Here is a 19,577-nt window from a genome sequence, read left to right as displayed (position 1 = left end):
CCACAGTAGAGAGGACAGGTGACCCTGGACCGCTCTGCAGGTGACCACGGCGCTCACTTAAGATGAACGCTTGGTGAACTGGAATGCCCCTTGGGTGAGTCCTGCGCCACCTCTCTGGTCGGGCTGGTGTGAGGCACCTCGTATCCCCATCACTGGCCGCCGCCTACACTCATGGGGTGACGACCGAGCGCTCAACCCCCCGCCTGCTGACCCGTGCGAGCCGGTTCACCCAGCGTCGGGTCCGGGTCGGTGTCCGCAGGATGCGGCGCTCGGTGATCCCGGCGCTGCAGATGACCCTGGCCGGCGTCGGGGCCTATACCTTCGCGGAGCGGGTCCTGGGCCATGACGACCCGCTCTTCGCCGCCATCGCGGCACTGATCGCGCTGGGGTTCACCAAAGAGCCGCGCATGCGCAAGGTGCTCGAGGTCAGCGTGGGCTGCACCCTCGGCATTCTGATCGGTGATCTGTTGCTGCACCAGCTCGGCTCGAACCTGGGCACCGCCACGCTGGTGCTCTTCCTCTCCATCATGCTGGCTCGGTTCCTGGACTCTGGTCCGGTGCTCGCGATGCAGATGGGGCTGCAGGCGCTGCTGGTGGTCCTGATCCCGCCCCCGGAGGCGGCCGCACTGGGTCCGTTCACGCGCAGCCTCGACGCGATCGTCGGCGGTGCGGTGGCCATGGTGATCACCCTGCTGACCCCGAAGGATCCACGCCGCGAGCCGATCGCGGAGCTCAAAAGCGTGGTCGACTCGATGACCGCCTCGCTGCGCGACGTCGCCGAGGCGGTTCGGAACTCCGATTCCCGCCAGGCCTGGCACTCGCTGATCCGCTGCCGCGGCCTGCAGCCGCAGATCGATGAGCTGCGCAGCGCGGTGAGCTCCGCCAAGGAGCTCACCGCCTTCTCCCCCGCCTACCGCAAGCACCGCCACTACGTGAGGCATATGGCCGAGGTCGCAGACCAGGTGGATCTCTCGGTGCGCAGCATGCGCGTGGTGGCCCGCCGGATCATCAGCACCGTGGACCACGCCACGCTCAGCGACGAGGGGGTGGAGAACCTCGCCGCGGTGCTGGATGAGTTCGCCGAGTGCTCGTTGCTGCTCTCTCAGGCAGTGGCCGAACCAGGTTCGGCCTATACGCGTCGGATGGACACCGCCCGGGATGCCCTCTCTGCGCTGGCGCAGCGGCTGCATCCCAAGTCACTCGGCATCGGGACGCTGGAGGGTGAGACGGTGGTGCTGCTGCTGCGCACGCTGGTGGTGGACCTGCTCCAGGCGGCAGGGGCCACCCACGAGGATGCGCGGGACCAGCTTCCCGAGCTGTGAGCGATCGAGCAACCCAGCAGAGCGCGCGGCAGAGCGCTCACCGGGTCGCTCAGCAGGAGCCGAGCCGAGGTGCCCGGCTCGCGCGTTCAGAGCTGCAGGATCATTCTGGTGTTGCCCAAGGTGTTGGGCTTGACCCTGGCGAGGTCGAGGAACTCCGCGACGCCCTCATCGGGTGAGCGCAGCAGCTCGGCGTAGACCTCGGGATCCACTGCCGCCTGGTCATCCATGACCCCGAAGCCATGCCGGATGAAGAAGTCCACCTCGAAGGTGAGGCAGAAGACCCGGCTGACGCCGAGGGTCTGGGCCCGGGCGGTGAGCTCGGTGAGCAGCCCGGATCCGACGCCCTGCCCGCGCCAGCGGGAATCTGTGGCCAGGGTGCGCACCTCGGCGAGGTCCTTCCACATCACATGCAGGGCGCCGAATCCGATCAGGGTGCCGTCCTCGGTCTCAGCGACCATGAACTCCTGGATCGCCTCGTAGTAGGCGACGGCCTCCTTGGGCACCAGCACCCGCTGATCCACCAGAGGTTCTGCCATGCCCATGATGGCGGCGACATCGGCGGTGCGCGCTGGCCTGATGATGAAGGAGCCCATCGGCACAGTCTATGCGCGGAGGCCGCTCCGGGGCGGCCGCATCACGCAGCGACTGGACCTGGTGGGATCAGCCTGCGTACATGTTGAACTCATGGGGCTCGGAGCGGACGCCGCTGAGGCTCACGGTCAGCTCGTAGTTGCCGGGATCCAGCGATGTGGGCTCTGCGCAGTCTTGCGCAGAGTCTGAGCGGGGCCAGGTGAAGTGCGCCTGCTCGACCTGTCCGGGCTCCAGCTGCACCGGCAGCGATTCCCGGGAGACGGAGCATTCGGCGGTGGAGAAGACGGTGGCTCCGGCACGCTCGACCAGGAACTCCTGCTCGGCCGTGCCAAGGTCAGCCTGGCAGGCGTAGTCGGCGGTGTTCTCGACCTCCATCACCAGCATGGGCGCGAAGCCGGGCCCATACGACTCTGAGCCGGTGGAGGCGCGGACCTCGAGGTCCCCGGTGCGGCAGCTGCCATCCTCGGCCGGTTCAGCCGGGGGCTGCTCCGCCGGGGCGTCCTGCCCGTCGGCGGCGTCCTCGGCGCCGGATCCCTGCTCATCGCTCGGCTCTGGATCTGACCCCGCCGGATCCTCCCCGGCGGCTTCTCCGGCGTCACTCTCGGCGGTCTCCGACGTGTCGGACTCCTCCGCGCCCTGGCCCCAGCCCAGGGCGAGGCTGGTGAGCCATCCGGCAAGAGCCAGCAGCAGCACGGCGAGCACCCCGACGAGGATGCGTCGGCGCCTGTAGACCTCGGCAGACTGCCGCCTTCGCTGGGAACTCATTGTCCCAGGTTAGCGGAGGAGACTGACCCTGATTCTCAGCCGAGCAGTCGTTCCCTGAGCTCGCGCACCCGCAGATGGATGTCGTCACGGACCAGCTCCATGCGCTCTCGTCCTTGGATCCCGCGCTCACTGGGCTCGTCGACCTCCCAGCGTTCGATCTCGACGCCCTCGAGCGGCTCGACCTCGGCCTCTGCGCCGATGATCACGACGTGCCCAGCCTCACGCATCGCCTCAGGGGTGAGCTGGGTGGGAGTCTCGCCGGCGATGTCGGCGCCGACCTCCGCGAGCACCTCCGCCGAGAGCGCATTGACCTTCGAACCGGGCTGGGTGCCCGCCGAGGAGACGACGACGGCGCCCTCCAGCCCTGCCGCCGCCAGATCCTGGCGCATCAGTCCGGCCGCCATCTGAGACTTTCCGCCGTTCTTCACGCAGACGAAGAGCACCGACGGGGCTTCGGTGCGCTCGGTGGAGTCCGCCACCGGGGCGATCTCTTCCTCCGCGCCGCGCACCGGCTGATCCGAGGGTCTGGTGACGGTCCCCGGGGCGGGTTCCGTCGCAGCGGGGTTCGTGGCTGTCTCGCGCATCAGTGTGCGGTCCTTTCGGTCATGGTGGTGAACAGATCCTGCAGGGCCCCGGGCACCACTGAGTAGTAGGACCAGGTGCCGCGCTTCTCACGGTTGAGGAGACCTGCATCGACCAGCACCTTGAGGTGGTGGGACACGGTGGGCTGGCCGAGGCCGAGCGGCTCGGTGAGGTCACAGACGCAGGCCTCGCCGGTCTCTTCCGCGGCAATCAGGGTGAGCAAGGTGATCCGATTGGGGTCTGCGAGCGCCTTGAACCCGACGGCCAGCTCAGCGGCGCCCTCTGGATCCAGCGTGACGGTCTGGGCCAGCGGGGCCGGCGGGACCTTGCAGTCGGTCTGGGTCGTCATCGCTTCTCCTCAAGTCTTTCAGCATCGTCGGGCACGGGCTCCGACACGAGTCTCGGGCCGCTTCCTGCGCACGCGCCATGGATTGACATCCGTCGATGTTTCTGACGATACTCGGGGCATCGAAGTTTGTCGATCTTCCCAGGAGTGTCCGTGACCCAGTCTGCCCCACCCGTCCCCGACACCTCGGCCGTGGTGGCCAAGCTCTCGGTGCTCGACCGCTTCCTTCCCGTCTGGATCATCGCCGCCATGGGGCTGGGACTGGCGCTCGGCGCCGTCGTCCCGCAGGTGGGCCAGGCCATGGAATCCATGGAGGTGGCAGGCGTCTCGCTGCCCATCGCCATCGGGCTGCTGGTCATGATGTATCCGGTGCTGGCGAAGGTCCGCTACAACGAGACCGGCCGGGTGCTTTCAGACAAGAAGCTGGTCGTCACCTCGTTGCTGATCAACTGGATCCTGGCTCCGGCCTTCATGTTCGTCCTGGCCTGGGTCTTCCTCGCCGACCTTCCGGAATACCGCACCGGGCTGATCATCGTGGGCCTGGCCCGCTGCATCGCCATGGTGCTGATCTGGAACGATCTGGCCTGTGGCGACCGTGAGGCGGCCGCCGTGCTCGTGGCGATCAACTCGGTGTTCCAGGTCTTCATGTTCGGCGTGCTGGGCTGGTTCTACCTCCAGGTGCTGCCGAGCTGGCTCGGTCTCGAGACCACCTCCGCAGAGTTCTCAATCGTCGCGATCACGGTCTCGGTGCTGGTCTTCCTGGGCATCCCGCTCCTGGCGGGCTACCTCACCCGGACCTTGGGCGAACGGGCCCGCGGCCGGGAGTGGTACGAGGCCAAGGTCCTGCCGAAGATCGGCCCGTGGGCACTCTACGGCCTGCTCTTCACCATCGTGGTGCTCTTCGCGCTGCAGGGTGAGCAGGTGCTCAGCAGCCCGATGGACGTGGTCAGGGTCGCCGTCCCGCTCCTGGTCTACTTCGTGGTCATCTTCGCGGCCTCCATGGTGATCGGCTGGATGCTGCGGATGGGCTACGAGCGCACCACCACGCTGTCCTTCACCGCGGCCGGGAACAACTTCGAGCTAGCCATCGCCGTGTCGATCGCCACCTTCGGCGCCACCAGCGGTCAGGCCCTGGCAGGAGTGGTCGGTCCGCTGATCGAGGTCCCGGTGCTGGTCGCGCTGGTCTACGTGGCGCTGTGGACCCGACGGTTCTTCACCGGGTCGAACATCCCGGCCAAGCAGGAGAGCCCGATCGCGGCAGCCGCCCCGCACGGCCTCTGACCCGGTCGTTCAGCACATCATCGTTCAGCACATCGTTGGAAGGAAACCATGAGCACCTCCAAGCCCACCGTCCTCTTCGTCTGCGTGCACAACGCTGGACGCTCGCAGATGGCTGCCGGATTCCTGCGCGAGATCGCCGGTGACGCAGTGCAGGTGTTCTCCGGCGGCACGGCACCGAAGAACTCGGTCAATCCGATCGCTGTGGACGCCATGGCGGAGCTCGGAATCGACATCTCCGAGAACATCCCGAAGAAGCTCACCGATGAATCGGTGAAGGAGTCGGACGTGGTCATCACCATGGGCTGCGGCGATGAGTGCCCGTTCTACCCGGGCAAGCGGTACGAGGACTGGAAGCTCGATGACCCGGCTGGTCAGGGCATCGAGACGGTCCGCGTGATCCGTGATGACATCCGCGCCCGTGTGCGCCAGCTGGTCGGCAGCCTGAACGTGAAGGTCTGAGCTGAACGGCACCCCCAGGTCTCTGGTGGGGCACTGGCAGGTCCACAGAGCGCGGCAGCAGCAAGACACGGCAGCGACGGAACACGGCGGTGACAGAACACGGCGGGTGCCGGGATTCTCTAGACTCGTGGCGATGACTCCCGCCAGCACGACTCCCGCCAGCACCCCGGTCGCCGCCGGGGTTTCTGTCCGCCTTGACGTCGGTTTCACACCCGAGCCCACGCTGGTCCATGACCGCGTGATCGAGTGGTTCGAGGACAGCGCGAGGCCGCTGCCCTGGCGCGATCCCGACTGCACGCCCTGGGGCGTGATGGTCAGCGAGATCATGCTGCAGCAGACACCTGTGGGGCGGGTGCTTCCCCGCTGGGAGCTCTGGATGCAACGCTGGCCCCGGCCGGTGGACCTCGCGCAGGCGCCCACTGCGGAGGTCCTCACCGCCTGGGACCGACTGGGCTATCCTCGCCGCGCGCTGCGTCTGCAGGCCGCGGCCCAGGCCATGGTGGAGCATCATCACGGAGAGGTGCCCAGCACCGCGGCGGAGCTGCGCGCGCTGCCGGGTGTCGGTGAGTACACCGCGGCCGCCGTGGCCTGCTTCGCGTTCCAGAAGCCCGAGGTGGTGGTGGACACCAATATCCGGCGGGTCCACGCGCGAGCCTTCACCGGGGATGCGCTGCCGGGCAAGACCTACACCTCCACGCAGCGTCGTCTCGCCCACGAGCTGATGCCCGCCACTGAGGCCGACGACGGCGCCACCGCCTGCGCCTGGAACGCCTCGGCGATGGAGCTGGGCGCGCTGATCTGTACCGCCCGCTCTCCGCAGTGTCAGGTATGCCCGGTGGCGGACCTCTGCGCCTGGCGCGCCGCAGGATACCCGCCGCCCACCGAGGAGCAGCAGACCCGAGGACAACCCTGGGCGGGCACCGATCGTCAGGTGCGCGGGGCGATCATGGCGGCGCTGCGCACCGGAGCGACCATGGCTCGTCAGGAGCTTCTGCAGGGACTGCCGCTTCCGGAGGCCTCACAGGAGCAGCGGAGCCGCTGCCTGGACTCGCTCCTGCGCGACGGCCTGGCCGCGGAGGACCGCGGGCAGATCAGCCTGCCCGGAGTGCTGGCACCGACTGCAGGCACCCCTGCCCCAGCGTCTTCCTCCGGAGGGCCTGCGGGCTCAGCCTGACTGGCCGCCGTCGAGCACCAGGTTCAGCGCCTCGGCCAGCGATCCGACCTCCCGGACACGCATCCCCTCCGGGGTGGCCTCCTTCTCGGTGCCGGTGGACTTCCGAGGCACGATCGCGTGGGTGAAGCCCAGCCGCTGGGCCTCCTCCAGCCGCTGACGCAGGCCTGGGACCGGGCGGACCTCCCCGGCCAGACCGACCTCGCCGAAGGCCACGAACCGGTTCGGCAGCGGCTTCTCCAGCGCGGCGGAGGCCACCGCCAGGGCGATGGAGAGATCAGCCGCGGGTTCGGTGATCTTGACCCCGCCCACCGTCGCCACGTACGCCTCGGACTTCATCAGGGCGGTGAGCTTGGCGCGGCGCTGCAGCACCGCGAGCAGCATCGAGACCCGCGGCGAATCAAGGCCGGACACGGCCCGCCGAGGCTGGGCCGCCTGGGACTCCGCCACCAGCGCCTGGACTTCCGCGGTGAGCGGCCGGCGCCCCTCCAGCGTGATCGTGATGCAGGTGCCGGGGACCCGTTCGGTCATCGCCGAGACGAAGAGCCCGCTGGGATCCGCCAGCGAGGTCAGGCCGTCCTCGTTGAGGTCGAAGCAGCCGACGTCATCGGTGGGGCCATATCGGTTCTTGACCGCGCGCAGCAGCCGCAGCCGGGAGTGCCGATCTCCTTCGAACTGGCACACCACGTCCACCAGGTGCTCGAGCATCCGCGGCCCGGCGATGCTGCCGTCTTTGGTCACGTGCCCGACCAGGATCATGGTCATGTTCTTGCGCTTGGCCGACTCGATCATCGAAGCGGTGACCTCACGGATCTGGGTGACCCCGCCGGGGGCACCGTCGACCTCGGCCGAGGAGAAGGTCTGCACCGAGTCCATGATGGTCAGCTGCGGGGAGAGCTTCTCCACCTGGCCCAGAGCCTGGCCCAGATCCGATTCCGCGGCGAGATAGAGGCCGTCGGAGATCGCGTCGATACGTTCGGCGCGCTTCTTCACCTGGGCGGCAGATTCCTCACCGGTCAGGTAGAGCACCGGGGAGTCGGGGTGGGCGCGGGCCACTGCGGAGGCGACCTGCAGCAGCAGCGTGGACTTGCCGACGCCGGGCTCACCGGCCATCAGTATCACCGCTCCCGGGACGAGGCCTCCGCCGAGGACCCGGTCCAGCTCCCCGATGGAGGTGGGGCGGAACTCGGCCTCGGAGGCATCCACCTCGTGGATCACCCGGGCCGGCTGGGCGAGCTGGCTGGCCGCCGTCGTCCTGGCTGTGACCTGGCCCTTCTCCTCCACGGAGCCCCAGGCCTGGCACTCCGGGCAGCGCCCGACCCACTTGACGGTCTGCCAGCCGCATTCGGTGCATTCGAAGGAGGGCGAGCCCTTGGAGCGGGACTTCCCGGTGCTCCGGGACGCGGTGCGAGTTGCCATGGTCCCTACGTTACCGCCGGGCACTGACATATTCCGGCGCACCTCAGACGGAAGCCGTACGATGCTCGAAGCCCACCATCCCCCGCTTCAATCCCAGGAGTTCCGTGTTCCGCTCCCCCAAGATCTTCTTCCGCGTGCTGGCCTTCGCCGAGGCGGTGTCCTGGACCCTGCTGATCGGCGGGATGATCCTGCGCGCGACCAACGACCTGGACATCGCGGTGAGCATCGGCGGCGGCATCCACGGCTTCGTCTTCCTCGCCTATGCCGCCACCGCGGTGATCGTGGCGAAGAACCAGCGCTGGAGCGCAGGACCCGCCTCGATCGCCGTGATCAGCGCGGTGATCCCCTATGCGACCATCCCGGTGGATCTCTGGCTCAAGCGCAGCGGCCGGCTCGACGGGCCCTGGCGCACGGACGTCACCGAGGATCCACGGGACCGAACCTGGCACGACCGCGCCCTGCGGGTGCTGCTGAACCGGCCCGCGCTGGTCGGCGGAGTGCTGGCGGCCGGCGTCGTCGTGGTGTTTGTGGTGCTGCTGATCATCGGCCCGCCGGGAGGCTGAGAGTCTGCAGACATGAGTGAAGCGCCGCCGGAGGAATCCGACGGCGCTTCACTCGTATCTGGGCCGGTGATCACCGACCCGATGGATCAGCTCTCGATGGCTGCGGGTTCCTCCGCCGCCTCGATCTGGTCCTGCGGGTCGTGCCACTCGAAGGTGAGCTTGCGCTGCTTGCCTTCGCCCTCGACGCCGATCTCGATGCCGGCACCGTGGGGGATCTCGCCGTAGAGGATCCGCTCGGAGAGCTCGTCCTCGATCAGGGTCTGGATGGTGCGGCGCAGCGGCCGGGCACCCATCGCCGGATCGTAGCCGGTCTCCGCGAGGAACACGCGAGCGGGCTGGGTGACCTCGAGGGTCATCGCCTGCTCGGCGAGCCGCTTGCGCAGCCGGTCCACAAAGAGATCCACGATCTGGACGATCTCTTCCTGCTTGAGCTGCGGGAAGACGATCGTGTCGTCGACGCGGTTGAGGAACTCGGGCCGGAAGTGCTGACGCAGCTCCTGGCTGACCGTGGCCTTCATCCGCTCGTAGTTGGTCGTGGTGTCCTCACTGGAGGTGAAGCCGGTCATCACGCCCTTGGAGATGTCCCGGGTGCCGAGGTTGGTGGTCATGATGATCACCGTGTTCTTGAAGTCCACGACGCGACCCTGGGAGTCGGTGAGTCGACCGTCCTCCAGGATCTGCAGCAACGAGTTGAACAGGTCCGCGTGGGCCTTCTCCACCTCGTCGAAGAGGACCACGGAGAACGGACGACGGCGCACCTTCTCGGTGAGCTGACCGCCCTCCTCGTAGCCGACGTAGCCCGGAGGGGCGCCGAAGAGCCGGGAGACGGTGTGCTTCTCGGAGAACTCGGACATGTCCAAGGTGATGAGCGCCTCTTCGTCGCCGAAGAGGAACTCGGCCAGGGACTTGGCCAGCTCGGTCTTGCCGACGCCGGTGGGCCCGGCGAAGATGAACGAGCCCGAGGGACGGTTGGGGTCCTTCAGCCCGGCGCGGGTGCGGCGGATCGCCCGGGAGAGCGACTTGACCGCCTCGTCCTGGCCGATGACCCGCTTGTGCAGCTCCTCCTCCATGCGGCGGAGGCGATCGGACTCCTGCTCGGTGAGCTTGAAGACCGGGATGCCGGTGGAGAACGCGAGGACCTCGGCGATCAGATCCGCGTCGACCTCGGCGATCTCATCGATCTGGCCGGACTTCCAGGCGTCTTCCTTGGCCTGGCGCTCTTCGACAAGCTTCTGCTCCTTGTCACGCAGGCTGGCAGCACCCTCGAAGTCCTGGGCGTCGATGGCGGATTCCTTCTCCCGCCGGACGTCCTCGATCTTGCCGTCGAACTCCTTGAGCTCCGGCGGCGCGGTCATCTTCTGGATCCGCAGCCGGGCGCCGGCCTCATCGATCAGGTCGATGGCCTTGTCCGGGAGGAAGCGGTCGTTGATGTACCGGTTCGCCAGCGAGGCGGCCGCTTCAAGGGCCTCCTCGGTGATGGAGACCTTGTGGTGGGCCTCGTAGCGGTCGCGCAGTCCACGCAGGATCTGCACGGTGACCTCTACGGAGGGCTCCTCGACCTGGATCGGCTGGAAGCGGCGCTCCAGCGCGGCGTCCTTCTCGATGTGCTTGCGGTACTCATCGAGCGTGGTCGCGCCGATGGTCTGCAGCTCACCTCGGGCCAGCAGCGGCTTCAGGATGTTCGCGGCGTCGATCGCTCCCTCGGCGGCACCTGCACCGACCAGGGTGTGGATCTCGTCGATGAACAGGATGATGTCGCCACGGGTGCGGATCTCCTTGAGCACCTTCTTCAGGCGCTCCTCGAAGTCACCGCGGTAGCGGGAGCCGGCCACGAGGGACCCGAGGTCCAGCGTGTAGAGCTGCTTGTCCTTCAGCAGCTCCGGCACATCGCCGTTGACGATGGCCTGAGCCAGGCCCTCCACGACGGCGGTCTTGCCGACGCCGGGCTCACCGATCAGGACCGGGTTGTTCTTGGTACGGCGGGAGAGCACCTGCATCACGCGCTCACGCTCGTAGTCACGGCCGACCACCGGGTCCAGCTGCGCCTCGCGAGCGGCAGCGGTGAGGTTGCGACCGAACTGGTCAAGCACCACGGATCCGGCAGGGGTGCCCTCATTGGAGCTTCCCTGGCCGACTCCGGCGCCGGCCTTCTCCTGGTTGCCGCCGGAATAGCCCGAGAGCAGCTGGATGACCTGCTGGCGGACCTTGTTCAGGTCAGCGTTGAGCTCCACCAGGACCTGGGCTGCGACACCCTCGCCCTCGCGGATCAGACCCAGCAGGATGTGCTCGGTGCCGATGTAGTTGTGGCCCAGCTGGAGCGCCTCGCGCAGCGAGAGCTCCAGGACCTTCTTGGCGCGCGGGGTGAAGGGGATGTGACCGCTCGGCGCATTCTGGCCGGGTCCGATCTTCTCCTGCACCTTTTCGCGCACGCCGGTGAGGGAGATGTCCAGCGACTCAAGGGCCTTGGCCGCGACACCCTCACCTTCATGGATCAGGCCGAGCAGAATGTGCTCGGTGCCGATGTAGTTGTGGTTCAGCATGCGTGCCTCTTCTTGGGCAAGCACAACCACGCGCCTGGCGCGATCAGTAAATCTCTCGAACATAGCCACAGACACTCCTAGCGTTGGTGCTCTGCCTCAAGGCTACGGGCATCGAGCGGTCTCGTCGCCGCTGTTCGCCGTAGGGAAAAGTTCTCCCCGATGCCGGTGCGGCGCCGGAGACGGATGGAGCCCGGCCGCAGCTCCATGCTGCGTCCGGGCTCCACTTCTCGCGTGCGGCCGGTCTTGCCGAAGAGGACCGTCTGGCGACGCGGGCAGATCAGCGCTTCTTGGCGTTCCGATAGGCCTCCACGATGTCGCGGTGCAAGCGACCTCGGCTGGAGACCTGATATCCGTTCTTCACGGCCCAGTCACGAATCTGGCGGGCCTCATTCTGCGGCGAAGGCGGGGCAATGGCCCGGCCCTTGCGGATGTACTTCTTCAGCGTCTCACGCAGCTCTTTCGCGTGCTCTTCGCTGACGTCAATCTCATAAAAGCGGGAGTCCAGTCCGAATGTGACCGTCTCCTTTGCTTCGCTGCCGTCAAGATCATCGACGAGAACTACTTCTACCTTCTGGGCCATCTCATACCTCACTGCTCACTCACACGTCGGACCTCAATGGATTGCATCTTTTCCGACGCTTTACTCACTGCGATAGATCAAGAACGATCTAAGTGAACGTAAGTATTTCAAGAAACTTTATAGCCGGTCAAGCCGGGGAGATTCAGGGTTTTCCCAGAAAGGAAGAGGATTCCATGGGCGCCGGGCTTATCGGATCGATTCAAGCCCGACCGGAGATCCTGAAGAACTGACGCGACGACGTGATCGGGAAGTCAGCCGCGTGGCCCTGGAGACGGTCGATCGCGCTGAATCCCCTTATGAGCGGCCTCTTCACGAACCTCATTCTCGGCCGCACGCTCATTGCGATCCGCTCGGAAGATCGCACGGATGGCCAGCCAGAAGACCAGCCCGACGCCGATGGAGGGAGCGAGAACTTCGAAGTACGTCCAGAAGTTTTCCATTAAATTCCTTGCTTGCATTCAGGTTTAAAAAGTGTCGATGACGTCGATTTACATGTTACGTCTTGCAGCCCCAAAACGTTCACGCCTGAGCCTCAGGTTTTAGCAGCGGGAAGAGAATCGTCTCGCGAATACCGGCGCCTGTGAAAAGCATCACCAGTCGATCGATACCGAGGCCGATGCCGCCCATCGGGGGCGCGCCGTACTCCAGGGCGCGCAGGAAGTCCTCGTCATGCTGCATCGCCTCGTCATCGCCGGCCGCGGCCATCCGGGACTGCTCGACCAGGCGCTCGCGCTGCAGGACCGGATCGACCAGCTCGGAGAAGGCGGTGCCGCGCTCCATGCCCCCGATGATCAGGTCCCATGCCTCGATGACGCCGGGCTTGTCCCGGTGGGCGCGGGCCAGCGGCTGGGCCGCGGGCGGGTAGTCACAGACGAAGGTGGGCTGGATCAGCGTGGGCTCGACGATCTCACCGAAGAGCTCGATGACCAGCTTCTGCGCGTCCCAGGCCGGGTCCACCGAGATCTCGTGCTTGGCAGCGATGACGCGCAGCGACTCGGCGGGAGTCTCAGGCGTGACCTCCTCCCCCACAGCCTCGGAGAGGCCGGGGTAGACCGAGACCCAGGCCCAGTCGCCGTCCAGATCGATGATGCCCTGATCTGTCTCGATCTGGCGGCTGGTCCCGGCGGCGTCTGCGGCGTGGAGGATCATCTCGCGCATCCGCTCGGCCATGACATACATGTCGGCCCAGGCCTCGTAGGACTCCAGCGTGGTGAACTCGGGCGAATGCGTGGAGTCCACGCCTTCATTGCGGAAGACCCGCCCGATCTCGAAGACCCGATCAATGCCGCCGACCACGGCGCGCTTGAGGTAGAGCTCGGTCGCGATGCGCAGCGTCATGTCCTGATCAAAGGCATTGAGATGCGTCTGGAACGGTCGTGCCTGGGCACCGCCGTGGATGAGCTGCAGCATGGGGGTCTCGACCTCCACATAGCCGCGATCATGCAGCGTCTCACGGATGGAGCGGGTGATCGCGGCCCGGCGGAACACCATCTGGCGGGCCTCGTCACGCACGATGAGGTCCGCGTAGCGCTGGCGCACCCGGGTCTCCTCACTGAGCTCTGCGTGCAGCACCGGCAGCGGCCGCACGGCCTTGGAGGCGATCTCGAAGGAGCTCGCCATGATGGAGAGCTCCCCGCGGCGCGAAGCGATGACCTCGCCGCTGACCCGGACGTGGTCACCCAGGTCCACCAGCGCCTTCCAGTCCGCGAGTGCGGCCTCCCCCACCTCGGCCAGCGAGATCATCGCCTGGAGCCGGACGCCGGCTCCATCGGGGCCGCCCTCCTGGAGCGTGGCGAAGCAGAGCTTGCCGGTGTTGCGCACGAACATCACGCGCCCGGTCACCGCCACGGTCTCGCCGGTGGAGGCGCCGGGCTCCAGGTCGGGGAAGCGCTCACGGACCTCGGCCAACGAGGCCGAACGCTCCACGGTCACCGGATAGGGCTGAACCCCGGCGGCGAGCAGTCGCTCACGCTTGTCCAGGCGGACCGCGCGCTGGTCGTTGGTGTCAAGGTCATGGGCGCCGGAGGCGGCGGGATTCTGGGCAGTCACAGTCGGCCATTCTACGTGCCGCGCGACCTGCCTGGATTGCGGATGCTCGCAGAAGTCGCCGCGCGGTCCGCCCCCGGACGCGGACGGTCACCAGATGGTGACGCGCTCCTGTGGGGGAAGGTACATCCCGTCCCCGGGCTGGGTCTCGAATGCGGAGTGGAAGGCGTCCAGGTTCTTCACCACCTGGGTGGCGCGGAACTCTGCCGGGGAGTGCGGGTCGATGCTGATCAGTGTGACCGCACGCTCGGGCCGGGTGAGGTTCCGCCAGGCCTGCGCCCAGGCGAAGAAGAACCGCTGGTCGGCGCTGTAGCCCTCGACGTCGCCGGCTTCAGCGCCCTGAGTCTGCAGCCAGACCCGGTAGGCCTGGTGGGCGATGCCCAGTCCGCCGAGGTCCCCGATGTTCTCGCCGAGGGTCAGCTCGCCGTTGACCGTGTGCTCCGGCGCCTGAGAGGGGCGCAGCGCGCTGTACTGCTCCACGAGCTTCGCGGTGCGCTCCTCGAAGGCGCTGCGGTCCGTCTCGGTCCACCAGTTGCTCAGCGAGCCGTCGGCACCGTAGCGGGATCCCTGGTCATCGAATCCGTGGCCGAGCTCGTGGCCGATGACGGCGCCGATGGCTCCGAAGTTCTGCGCCATGTCCCGCTCGGCGGAGAAGAACGGGGGCTGCAGGATCGCGGCCGGGAAGCAGATCACGTTCTCCAGCGGCGAGTAGTAGGCGTTGACCGTCTGCGGATTCATGTGCCATTCGTCGGGATCCGGGCCCTCGTCGAGCTTGGCGATGTCGCGCTCCCATTCGAACGCGGCGGCGCGCCGGACGTTGGCGACCGCATCCTCGGGGTCCACCTCGACGCTGGAATAGTCGATCCAGCGGTCGGGGAAGCCGACCATCGGCTTGAAGGCGTCCAGCTTCTCCAGCGCACGGGCCTTGGTCTCCTCGCCCATCCAGCTCAGCGTGCTGATGGACTGCCGGTACGCCTCGATGAGCGCATTGATCAGCTCATCCATCGCCGCGCGGGCCTGGAGCGGGTAGTGCCGGGCCACGTAGATCTGCGCCACGTCCTCGCCCAGGTGGGCGTTGGTCAGCGCGACCCCGCGCTTCCAGCGCTCTTTGAGCTGCTGAGCTCCGGAGAGCCGCTTGGCGTAGAAGTCGAAGTTCTCGTTGACCAGCTCTTCGTGGAGCAGCGGAGCGGCCCAGCGCAGCAGCTGCACCCGCAGCCAGAGCTTCCAGGTCTGCAGCGGCTGCTCGCTGAGCGCCGTCTGCATCCCGGGGAGCACGTCGGGCTGGGCCAGCACCAGCTGCTCGGTGTGCCGCGGCTGCAGCCCCCATCCCGCGAACGCCTCGCGCAGCAGCGGCATCAGGGCCTCGGCCTCGGTGTCGGTCACCAGGTTGTAGCGCTTCTGCGCATCGCGCAGGGTGACCTTGTCCCAGTGCTCCCCGGCGATGACGCGCTCGAGTTCGACGACGGCGGCGGCCGCGTCTGCGGCGTCGTCGACTCCGCTGAGCCGGAGCACCCGGACCAGGTGGTCCTGGTACGCGGTGAGGATCTCGGCGAGCTTCTGCTCGCGGTAGTAGGACTCATCGGGCAGGCCGAGGCCGGACTGCATGACGTGCCAGAGCATTCGGGTGGGATCCCCGGCGTCGCGCATCGAGCCGGCGGCCAGGATGCCGCCCACGCCCTGGCGCTGCCAGGATGCGGAGAGCCGGACGAGGTCCTCTATGGTGCTGACCGCGTCCAGCTTCTCCAGCATCGGCTCGATCGGGGTCAGTCCCCGACGCTGAGCGGCCTCGGCGTCCATGAAGGAGGTGTAGAAGGCGCCGATGCGGGCCGGGATGGATCCGTCCCCGCCGCTCTCGGCGGCGTCGACCTCGCCGGCGGCGGCCTGTTCCAGGATCTCCCGGACATCGGCTTCGGCCTTGTCGCGCAGCTCATGGAAGGACCCGTAGGCGTCCATGTCAGCGGGAATCTCGGCGGTCTTGAGCCACTCCCCGTTGACGTGCCGCTGCAGGTCGTCCTGCGGGCGCACGTCGTGATCGATGTACGGGAAGGAGACGGGTGCGGACGGGCTGCTGCTTGCGGTGTCGGTCATGGACCAAGCCTACTCCCGGGGCTGTGACCTGCTTGGATTCAGGGTCACGTTGTCGATGAGCCGCACCGGACCCACTCGGGCGGCGATGAGCGCCAGGGCGGGTCCGTGCAGGACGCCGTGGTCGTCGAGCAGCCCGTCACCGGGCTGGAGCTCGCGAAGCGAGCCGGGGTCGACGACCACCAGGTAGTCCAGCTCCACGCCATCGGCCGAGCTCAGCTCTGCCACCTGATCAGCGAGTCCCAGCGGCTGCCCAGACTCGGCGTCCTCGCGCAGCGCGAAGAGCGCGGCAGGGATCGCCTGTGCAGCGGCATAGTCGGACTCATCCAGACGCTGGTTCCTGCTGGACCGGGCCAGCCCGTTCTCATCCCGGACGGTCGGCGCGGTGCGCACGGTCACGTCAAGGTTGAGGTCTGCGATCATCCGGGTGATGATCGCCACCTGCTCGGCGTCTTTGGCGCCGAACCAGGCCTCGAACCTCGCCGGTGCCGGAGGGCTGATGATGTTAAAGAGCTTCGTGACCACGGTGACGACCCCGTCGAAGTGTCCGGGGCGCGCACCGCCCTCCCAGTGGGTTCCGAGCTCACCGGCGCTGACCCGGATCAGCGGCGCATCAGGGTATCCGGGGTACATCTCGGCGATCTCCGGGGCGAAGACCAGGTCCGTCCCGTGCACTCCGAGCAGGGCGAGGTCCTGCTGCGGCGTGCGCGGGTAGTGGAGGTAGTCGGCGTCGTCGTCGAACTGGAGCGGGTTCACGAAGATCGAGGCGACCACGATGTCTGAGGCGGCCCGGGCGGCGTCGACCAGGCTGCCGTGGCCGGGGTGGAGGGCGCCCATGGTGGGAACCAGCCCCACGGTGGGGGCGTTGCCGTGGTCGCGGAGGTGCGCGGCGACGGCCTCGGCGAGCGCGGCACGAAAGCTGGGGATGGTGGTGTGGGCCTGCGGTTGAATCACCGGAACAGTCTAGGTCCGCGCCCGGAGGTCGCACGCCTCCGGCCGGCGTGGGTCAGGCGTCGAGGCCGTCGAGCACGTCGAGAAGCTCGGCGGCCTTGACCGAGCTGATCATCCCGCGGTCCAGGGCGCGCTGGGTGGTGGCCCTGGCCATCGCCATGTAGGCCGTGCGGATGTCGGAGGGCAGCTCGGAGCCCGCGAGCAGCTGCACGTGGTGCCGGAGGGTGCCCGCGTCCCCGCGCGCCACCGGCCCGGTCAGCGCGCCCTCGCCGGAGGCCAGTGCGTTGTCCAGCGAGGCCTGCATCAGCGGGCGCAGCACGGTCTCGGCGTGGTCGACTCCGATCCGGTGCAGCATCTCTGCGGACTGTCCGGTGATCGTGTTCAGATGGTTCGCGGCATGCGCGAGCGCCGCGTGGTACGTCAGCCGATCGGCCTCGCGGATGACGACCGGCTCCCCGCCCATCTCGACCACCAGTGCCTGCGCGATCGGCAGCACCGGGGCCGGCGCGGTGACCCCGAAGGCGCAGGTGTGCAGCTTCTGCAGGTCCATGCTCAGCCCGGTGAAGGTCATCGCCGGGTGGATCGCGAGGCCGATGGCCCCGCTGCGCTGCGCGGGGGCGAGCACCTCGGTGCCGTAGCGGCCGGAGGTGTGCACGATCAGCTGTCCGGCCTGGATGTGGCCGGCCTCGGCCAGCCCGGCGATCAGCTCGGAGAGGGCATCATCGGGCACCGCCAGCAGCACCAGCTCGGCGCGGCGCATGATCTCCGGAATCTCCAGGACCGGCACGCCGCCCAGCAGGGACTCCGCTCGGTTGCGCGAGTCCTCGGACACGGCATGGGCGCCGATCACCGAGTGGCCGGCACCGCGCAGCGCGGCACCCAGCACCGAGCCGACCTTGCCGGCGGAGATCACGCCGACGCCGAGGCGCCCTTCCCGCTGCGAAGGCGGGAGCTCCGCGGCATAGGGGTCCACGGGCTGCTCAGCGGTCACGGGGGTCCTGTTCCTGGTGGGTCGGAGGGAGCGCGGGCTCGGGAGGGAGCGTGGGCTCCTGGGAGAGCCCGGGCTCGGAAGGGGAACCCGGCTGCCTCGAGGTGACTGGTTCGTGCTGGAAGAGTTCATGCTGGGAGAGTTCATGCTCCGGCGGCTCCAGACCCTTGGGGGCGGCTATCGCCTCGGCGGCCTTGCGCTCGAACTCCTGGAGCTCCTCGGGGCGCATCCAGTGATTGCGGTCGCTGTAGCGCCGGGCCTGGGCGGCCTGCTCCGATTCGTACTCGAAGAGGTCCTTGACCGCGTCGAGGTCCTGGTTCTTCAGCTTCGCCGCGAACGGTCCGGCCGGTGAGTGGATGAAGATGTCAGCGATCGCCCGGCGGCGCTGCAGCGGCCCCTGGTTCAGGCTCAGCGACTGGATCCGCTCGTGCGGGACCATGGTCAGTCGGCGTGAGGCCCGCCCGTCGCGGAACATCAGCGCGGCGGGGGTGGTGCGGAACCCGCGGCGACGGCGCACGATCGGGTCGAAGAAGCGCGCCCGGTGTGGGACCTCGGTGTAGCCAAGCTCGGTGCCGGTCCCGGTGAGTCCGACGGTGAAGACCTCTTCGGGGTTCTCCACCTGGAGATCGGGGAACATCTCTGCGGCGGTGGCCATGACGTCGTCGAGTCGGCCCACGGGAAGCAGCACCGAACGCTTCTCGCCGATGCCGTACCCGGCGACGGTGACCACGATCCTGAACCACTTGAAGGGGCGCCAGAGCACCGGCTGCTGGATCTGCAGCGCCTGCACCCGACCCGGCGGGATGGTCTGGTTGGTGGTCTCGAGCAGCCCGTAGCGCACGCGCAGCCCGGAACTGGTGGCGGTGGAGGTGAACCCGAAGCCGGAGCTGAACTGCTGGTAGTAGATGGTGACCGCAGCGATGCCCATCGGGATGAACGTCGGGAGCGCAACTCCGGTGAGCACGGCCCAGATCGACACCGAGTCCGCGTCTGAACCGAGGGCGAGACCGATTCCCACCGCGACCACCGCCACGATCAGGATGCCGAGGACGAAGACCGTTCCCCAGCCGCTGAGCACCGAACCGATCAGCCGACCGGTGGGGACCTTGGCGATGAGCCGGTCCGCGGCCATGGCCGGACGCGGAGCCGTCCCGGGGTGAGCGGCGCCGGACGGGTCCTGCGCGGAGTAGGGGTCATAAGGATGGGCAGGGTCTGTATCACCGGGATGCGCAGCGCCGTGCAGGTGCTCGGGAGCCCGATAGCCTGGCGCGGCAGCCGCGCCGTCGGCGGCGACGGGCACCTCGTCCCGGCCTGACGCGCGGTCCATGATCTCGGAGCGCAGCGCCTCGGCCTCGGGCTTCTTCAGGAACGCCAGGGTTGCGGCGGTGCCGTCGCCCTCTGCCACCTCGAACTTCAGCTCGGCCAGGCCGGTGAGTCGAGCGAGCAGCGGCTGGCGCAGGTCCACGGCCTGGACCCGGTCTATCCGGGCCTGGCGGTGCTGGCGCACGAAGATCCCGGACTTCACCATCACGTGCTCGGCGGTGATCTTGTAGCGGGTGAACCACCAGGAGAGCGCGAAGCCGCCGAAGATCAGCGCGATCACCAGCAGCACGCCCCCGGCGCCGAGCAGGAACGGGGTGGGGTTGGACTCCAGGTTGCGTTGGATATCCCCGCTGCGGATCGCCTCCCAGGCAGTCGTCCAGGTCTCCCAGTTGTAGCTGAGCAGGATGCCAGGGATGGCGACGACGGCGAGTCCGCCGCGCACGATCGGGCTCAGCGGGTGGACCTTAGTCCAGGTGGCGTCGAACCAGCGCTCGGCGGCACCGGACTCCGCGGCGGTGTGATGCCCCGTGGTGTGATCTTCGGTGGCCTGGTCGTTCATGCGCCG

Annotated in this window: 18 protein-coding genes; 5 read left to right on the top strand and 13 right to left on the bottom strand. The window is 67.9% G+C overall.

Translation table 11 applies throughout. From position 1 onward, the window contains the following. The first annotated feature begins 176 nt into the window (after nucleotides 1-176). The gene (locus tag ACHAA4_RS05370) at nucleotides 177-1,322 is read left to right on the top strand and encodes an FUSC family protein (RefSeq protein WP_435773162.1); all 1,146 of its coding nucleotides are present in this window, start codon (nucleotides 177-179) and stop codon (nucleotides 1,320-1,322) included. Between the two features lie 86 nt (nucleotides 1,323-1,408). Here the strand turns inward: ACHAA4_RS05370 and ACHAA4_RS05365 are convergent, their stop codons facing one another. From ACHAA4_RS05365 to ACHAA4_RS05350, 4 genes are all read right to left on the bottom strand, one after another. Further along, entirely contained in the window at nucleotides 1,409-1,915 is a 507-nt protein-coding gene (locus ACHAA4_RS05365) for an amino-acid N-acetyltransferase (RefSeq protein WP_435773161.1), read from the bottom strand. Nucleotides 1,916-1,982: 67 nt separating this feature from the next. Further along, nucleotides 1,983-2,678: a hypothetical protein gene (locus tag ACHAA4_RS05360; protein WP_435773160.1), complete on the bottom strand. Its 696-nt coding sequence runs from the start codon at nucleotides 2,676-2,678 to the stop codon at nucleotides 1,983-1,985. 35 nt (nucleotides 2,679-2,713) lie between these two features. Beyond that, nucleotides 2,714-3,262 carry an arsenate-mycothiol transferase ArsC gene (locus ACHAA4_RS05355; RefSeq protein WP_435773159.1) on the bottom strand — a complete coding sequence of 183 codons (549 nt, stop codon included), beginning with the start codon at nucleotides 3,260-3,262 and terminating at the stop codon, nucleotides 2,714-2,716. Further along, nucleotides 3,262-3,609: an ArsR/SmtB family transcription factor gene (locus ACHAA4_RS05350; RefSeq protein ID WP_435773158.1), complete on the bottom strand. Its 348-nt coding sequence runs from the start codon at nucleotides 3,607-3,609 to the stop codon at nucleotides 3,262-3,264. Before ACHAA4_RS05350 ends, ACHAA4_RS05355 begins: the two co-directional genes overlap by 1 nt. A 144-nt stretch (nucleotides 3,610-3,753) precedes the next feature. Between ACHAA4_RS05350 and arsB the strand changes: the two genes are divergently transcribed. The 3 genes from arsB (at nucleotide 3,754) to ACHAA4_RS05335 (ending at nucleotide 6,520) form a co-directional block, all read left to right on the top strand. After that, the gene (gene arsB, locus ACHAA4_RS05345) at nucleotides 3,754-4,887 is read left to right on the top strand and encodes an ACR3 family arsenite efflux transporter (RefSeq protein ID WP_435773454.1); all 1,134 of its coding nucleotides are present in this window, start codon (nucleotides 3,754-3,756) and stop codon (nucleotides 4,885-4,887) included. A gap of 48 nt (nucleotides 4,888-4,935) precedes the next feature. After that, a complete protein-coding gene (locus ACHAA4_RS05340; protein WP_435773157.1) occupies nucleotides 4,936-5,346 on the top strand; it encodes an arsenate reductase ArsC in 411 nt (136 codons plus the stop codon). Nucleotides 5,347-5,479: 133 nt separating this feature from the next. Next, nucleotides 5,480-6,520, top strand: coding sequence for an HhH-GPD family protein (locus ACHAA4_RS05335; RefSeq protein ID WP_435773156.1), 1,041 nt, complete (start codon nucleotides 5,480-5,482; stop codon nucleotides 6,518-6,520). Here ACHAA4_RS05335 and radA read toward each other — a convergent pair. Continuing rightward, entirely contained in the window at nucleotides 6,512-7,936 is a 1,425-nt protein-coding gene (gene radA, locus ACHAA4_RS05330) for a DNA repair protein RadA (protein ID WP_435773155.1), read from the bottom strand. The two genes, ACHAA4_RS05335 and radA, sit on opposite strands and share 9 nt — an antisense overlap. A 104-nt stretch (nucleotides 7,937-8,040) precedes the next feature. On the opposite strand from radA, the gene ACHAA4_RS05325 reads away from it, so the two are divergent. Then, nucleotides 8,041-8,499 (top strand): DUF3817 domain-containing protein, encoded by a 459-nt coding sequence (locus tag ACHAA4_RS05325; protein ID WP_435773154.1) that lies wholly within the window; start codon nucleotides 8,041-8,043, stop codon nucleotides 8,497-8,499. A gap of 86 nt (nucleotides 8,500-8,585) precedes the next feature. Here ACHAA4_RS05325 and ACHAA4_RS05320 read toward each other — a convergent pair whose 3' ends face one another. The 8 genes from ACHAA4_RS05320 to ACHAA4_RS05285 form a co-directional block, all read right to left on the bottom strand. Further along, the gene (locus tag ACHAA4_RS05320) at nucleotides 8,586-11,102 is read right to left on the bottom strand and encodes an ATP-dependent Clp protease ATP-binding subunit (RefSeq protein WP_435773153.1); all 2,517 of its coding nucleotides are present in this window, start codon (nucleotides 11,100-11,102) and stop codon (nucleotides 8,586-8,588) included. 214 nt (nucleotides 11,103-11,316) lie between these two features. Further along, a complete protein-coding gene (locus ACHAA4_RS05315) occupies nucleotides 11,317-11,619 on the bottom strand; it encodes a histone-like nucleoid-structuring protein Lsr2 (RefSeq protein ID WP_435773152.1) in 303 nt (100 codons plus the stop codon). Between the two features lie 251 nt (nucleotides 11,620-11,870). After that, entirely contained in the window at nucleotides 11,871-12,059 is a 189-nt protein-coding gene (locus tag ACHAA4_RS05310) for a hypothetical protein (RefSeq protein ID WP_435773151.1), read from the bottom strand. Between the two features lie 79 nt (nucleotides 12,060-12,138). Then, the gene (lysS, locus tag ACHAA4_RS05305) at nucleotides 12,139-13,668 is read right to left on the bottom strand and encodes a lysine--tRNA ligase (RefSeq protein ID WP_435773150.1); all 1,530 of its coding nucleotides are present in this window, start codon (nucleotides 13,666-13,668) and stop codon (nucleotides 12,139-12,141) included. Nucleotides 13,669-13,755: 87 nt separating this feature from the next. Beyond that, entirely contained in the window at nucleotides 13,756-15,753 is a 1,998-nt protein-coding gene (locus ACHAA4_RS05300; protein ID WP_435773149.1) for a M13 family metallopeptidase, read from the bottom strand. A 9-nt stretch (nucleotides 15,754-15,762) separates the two neighbouring features. Beyond that, on the bottom strand, nucleotides 15,763-16,704 hold the full coding sequence (gene panC / locus ACHAA4_RS05295; RefSeq protein ID WP_435773148.1) for a pantoate--beta-alanine ligase: 942 nt from the start codon (nucleotides 16,702-16,704) through the stop codon (nucleotides 15,763-15,765). 52 nt (nucleotides 16,705-16,756) lie between these two features. Then, the gene (locus tag ACHAA4_RS05290) at nucleotides 16,757-17,692 is read right to left on the bottom strand and encodes a Rossmann-like and DUF2520 domain-containing protein (RefSeq protein WP_435773147.1); all 936 of its coding nucleotides are present in this window, start codon (nucleotides 17,690-17,692) and stop codon (nucleotides 16,757-16,759) included. Next, nucleotides 17,682-19,571 carry a PH domain-containing protein gene (locus ACHAA4_RS05285; protein WP_435773146.1) on the bottom strand — a complete coding sequence of 630 codons (1,890 nt, stop codon included), beginning with the start codon at nucleotides 19,569-19,571 and terminating at the stop codon, nucleotides 17,682-17,684. The genes ACHAA4_RS05290 and ACHAA4_RS05285 overlap by 11 nt, the downstream gene beginning before the upstream one ends. Between the last annotated feature and the right edge of the window lie 6 nt (nucleotides 19,572-19,577).

Source organism: Nesterenkonia maliinae, assembly GCF_051262655.1.
Lineage (GTDB): Bacteria > Actinomycetota > Actinomycetes > Actinomycetales > Micrococcaceae > Nesterenkonia.
The sequence above is the reverse complement of the archived record's forward strand: the minus strand, read 5'-3'. Positions and strand labels throughout refer to the sequence as shown.

Coding starts and splice junctions, on each gene's coding strand:
- ACHAA4_RS05355 (WP_435773159.1), bottom strand. CDS start 3,262: ATGCGCGAGACAGCCACGAACCCCGCTGCGACGGAACCCGCCCCGGGG.
- ACHAA4_RS05335 (WP_435773156.1), top strand. CDS start 5,480: ATGACTCCCGCCAGCACGACTCCCGCCAGCACCCCGGTCGCCGCCGGG.
- ACHAA4_RS05285 (WP_435773146.1), bottom strand. CDS start 19,571: ATGAACGACCAGGCCACCGAAGATCACACCACGGGGCATCACACCGCC.
- ACHAA4_RS05315 (WP_435773152.1), bottom strand. CDS start 11,619: ATGGCCCAGAAGGTAGAAGTAGTTCTCGTCGATGATCTTGACGGCAGC.
- ACHAA4_RS05350 (WP_435773158.1), bottom strand. CDS start 3,609: ATGACGACCCAGACCGACTGCAAGGTCCCGCCGGCCCCGCTGGCCCAG.
- ACHAA4_RS05340 (WP_435773157.1), top strand. CDS start 4,936: ATGAGCACCTCCAAGCCCACCGTCCTCTTCGTCTGCGTGCACAACGCT.
- radA (WP_435773155.1), bottom strand. CDS start 7,936: ATGGCAACTCGCACCGCGTCCCGGAGCACCGGGAAGTCCCGCTCCAAG.
- ACHAA4_RS05365 (WP_435773161.1), bottom strand. CDS start 1,915: ATGGGCTCCTTCATCATCAGGCCAGCGCGCACCGCCGATGTCGCCGCC.
- ACHAA4_RS05320 (WP_435773153.1), bottom strand. CDS start 11,102: ATGTTCGAGAGATTTACTGATCGCGCCAGGCGCGTGGTTGTGCTTGCC.
- ACHAA4_RS05360 (WP_435773160.1), bottom strand. CDS start 2,678: ATGAGTTCCCAGCGAAGGCGGCAGTCTGCCGAGGTCTACAGGCGCCGA.
- ACHAA4_RS05300 (WP_435773149.1), bottom strand. CDS start 15,753: ATGACCGACACCGCAAGCAGCAGCCCGTCCGCACCCGTCTCCTTCCCG.
- ACHAA4_RS05310 (WP_435773151.1), bottom strand. CDS start 12,059: ATGGAAAACTTCTGGACGTACTTCGAAGTTCTCGCTCCCTCCATCGGC.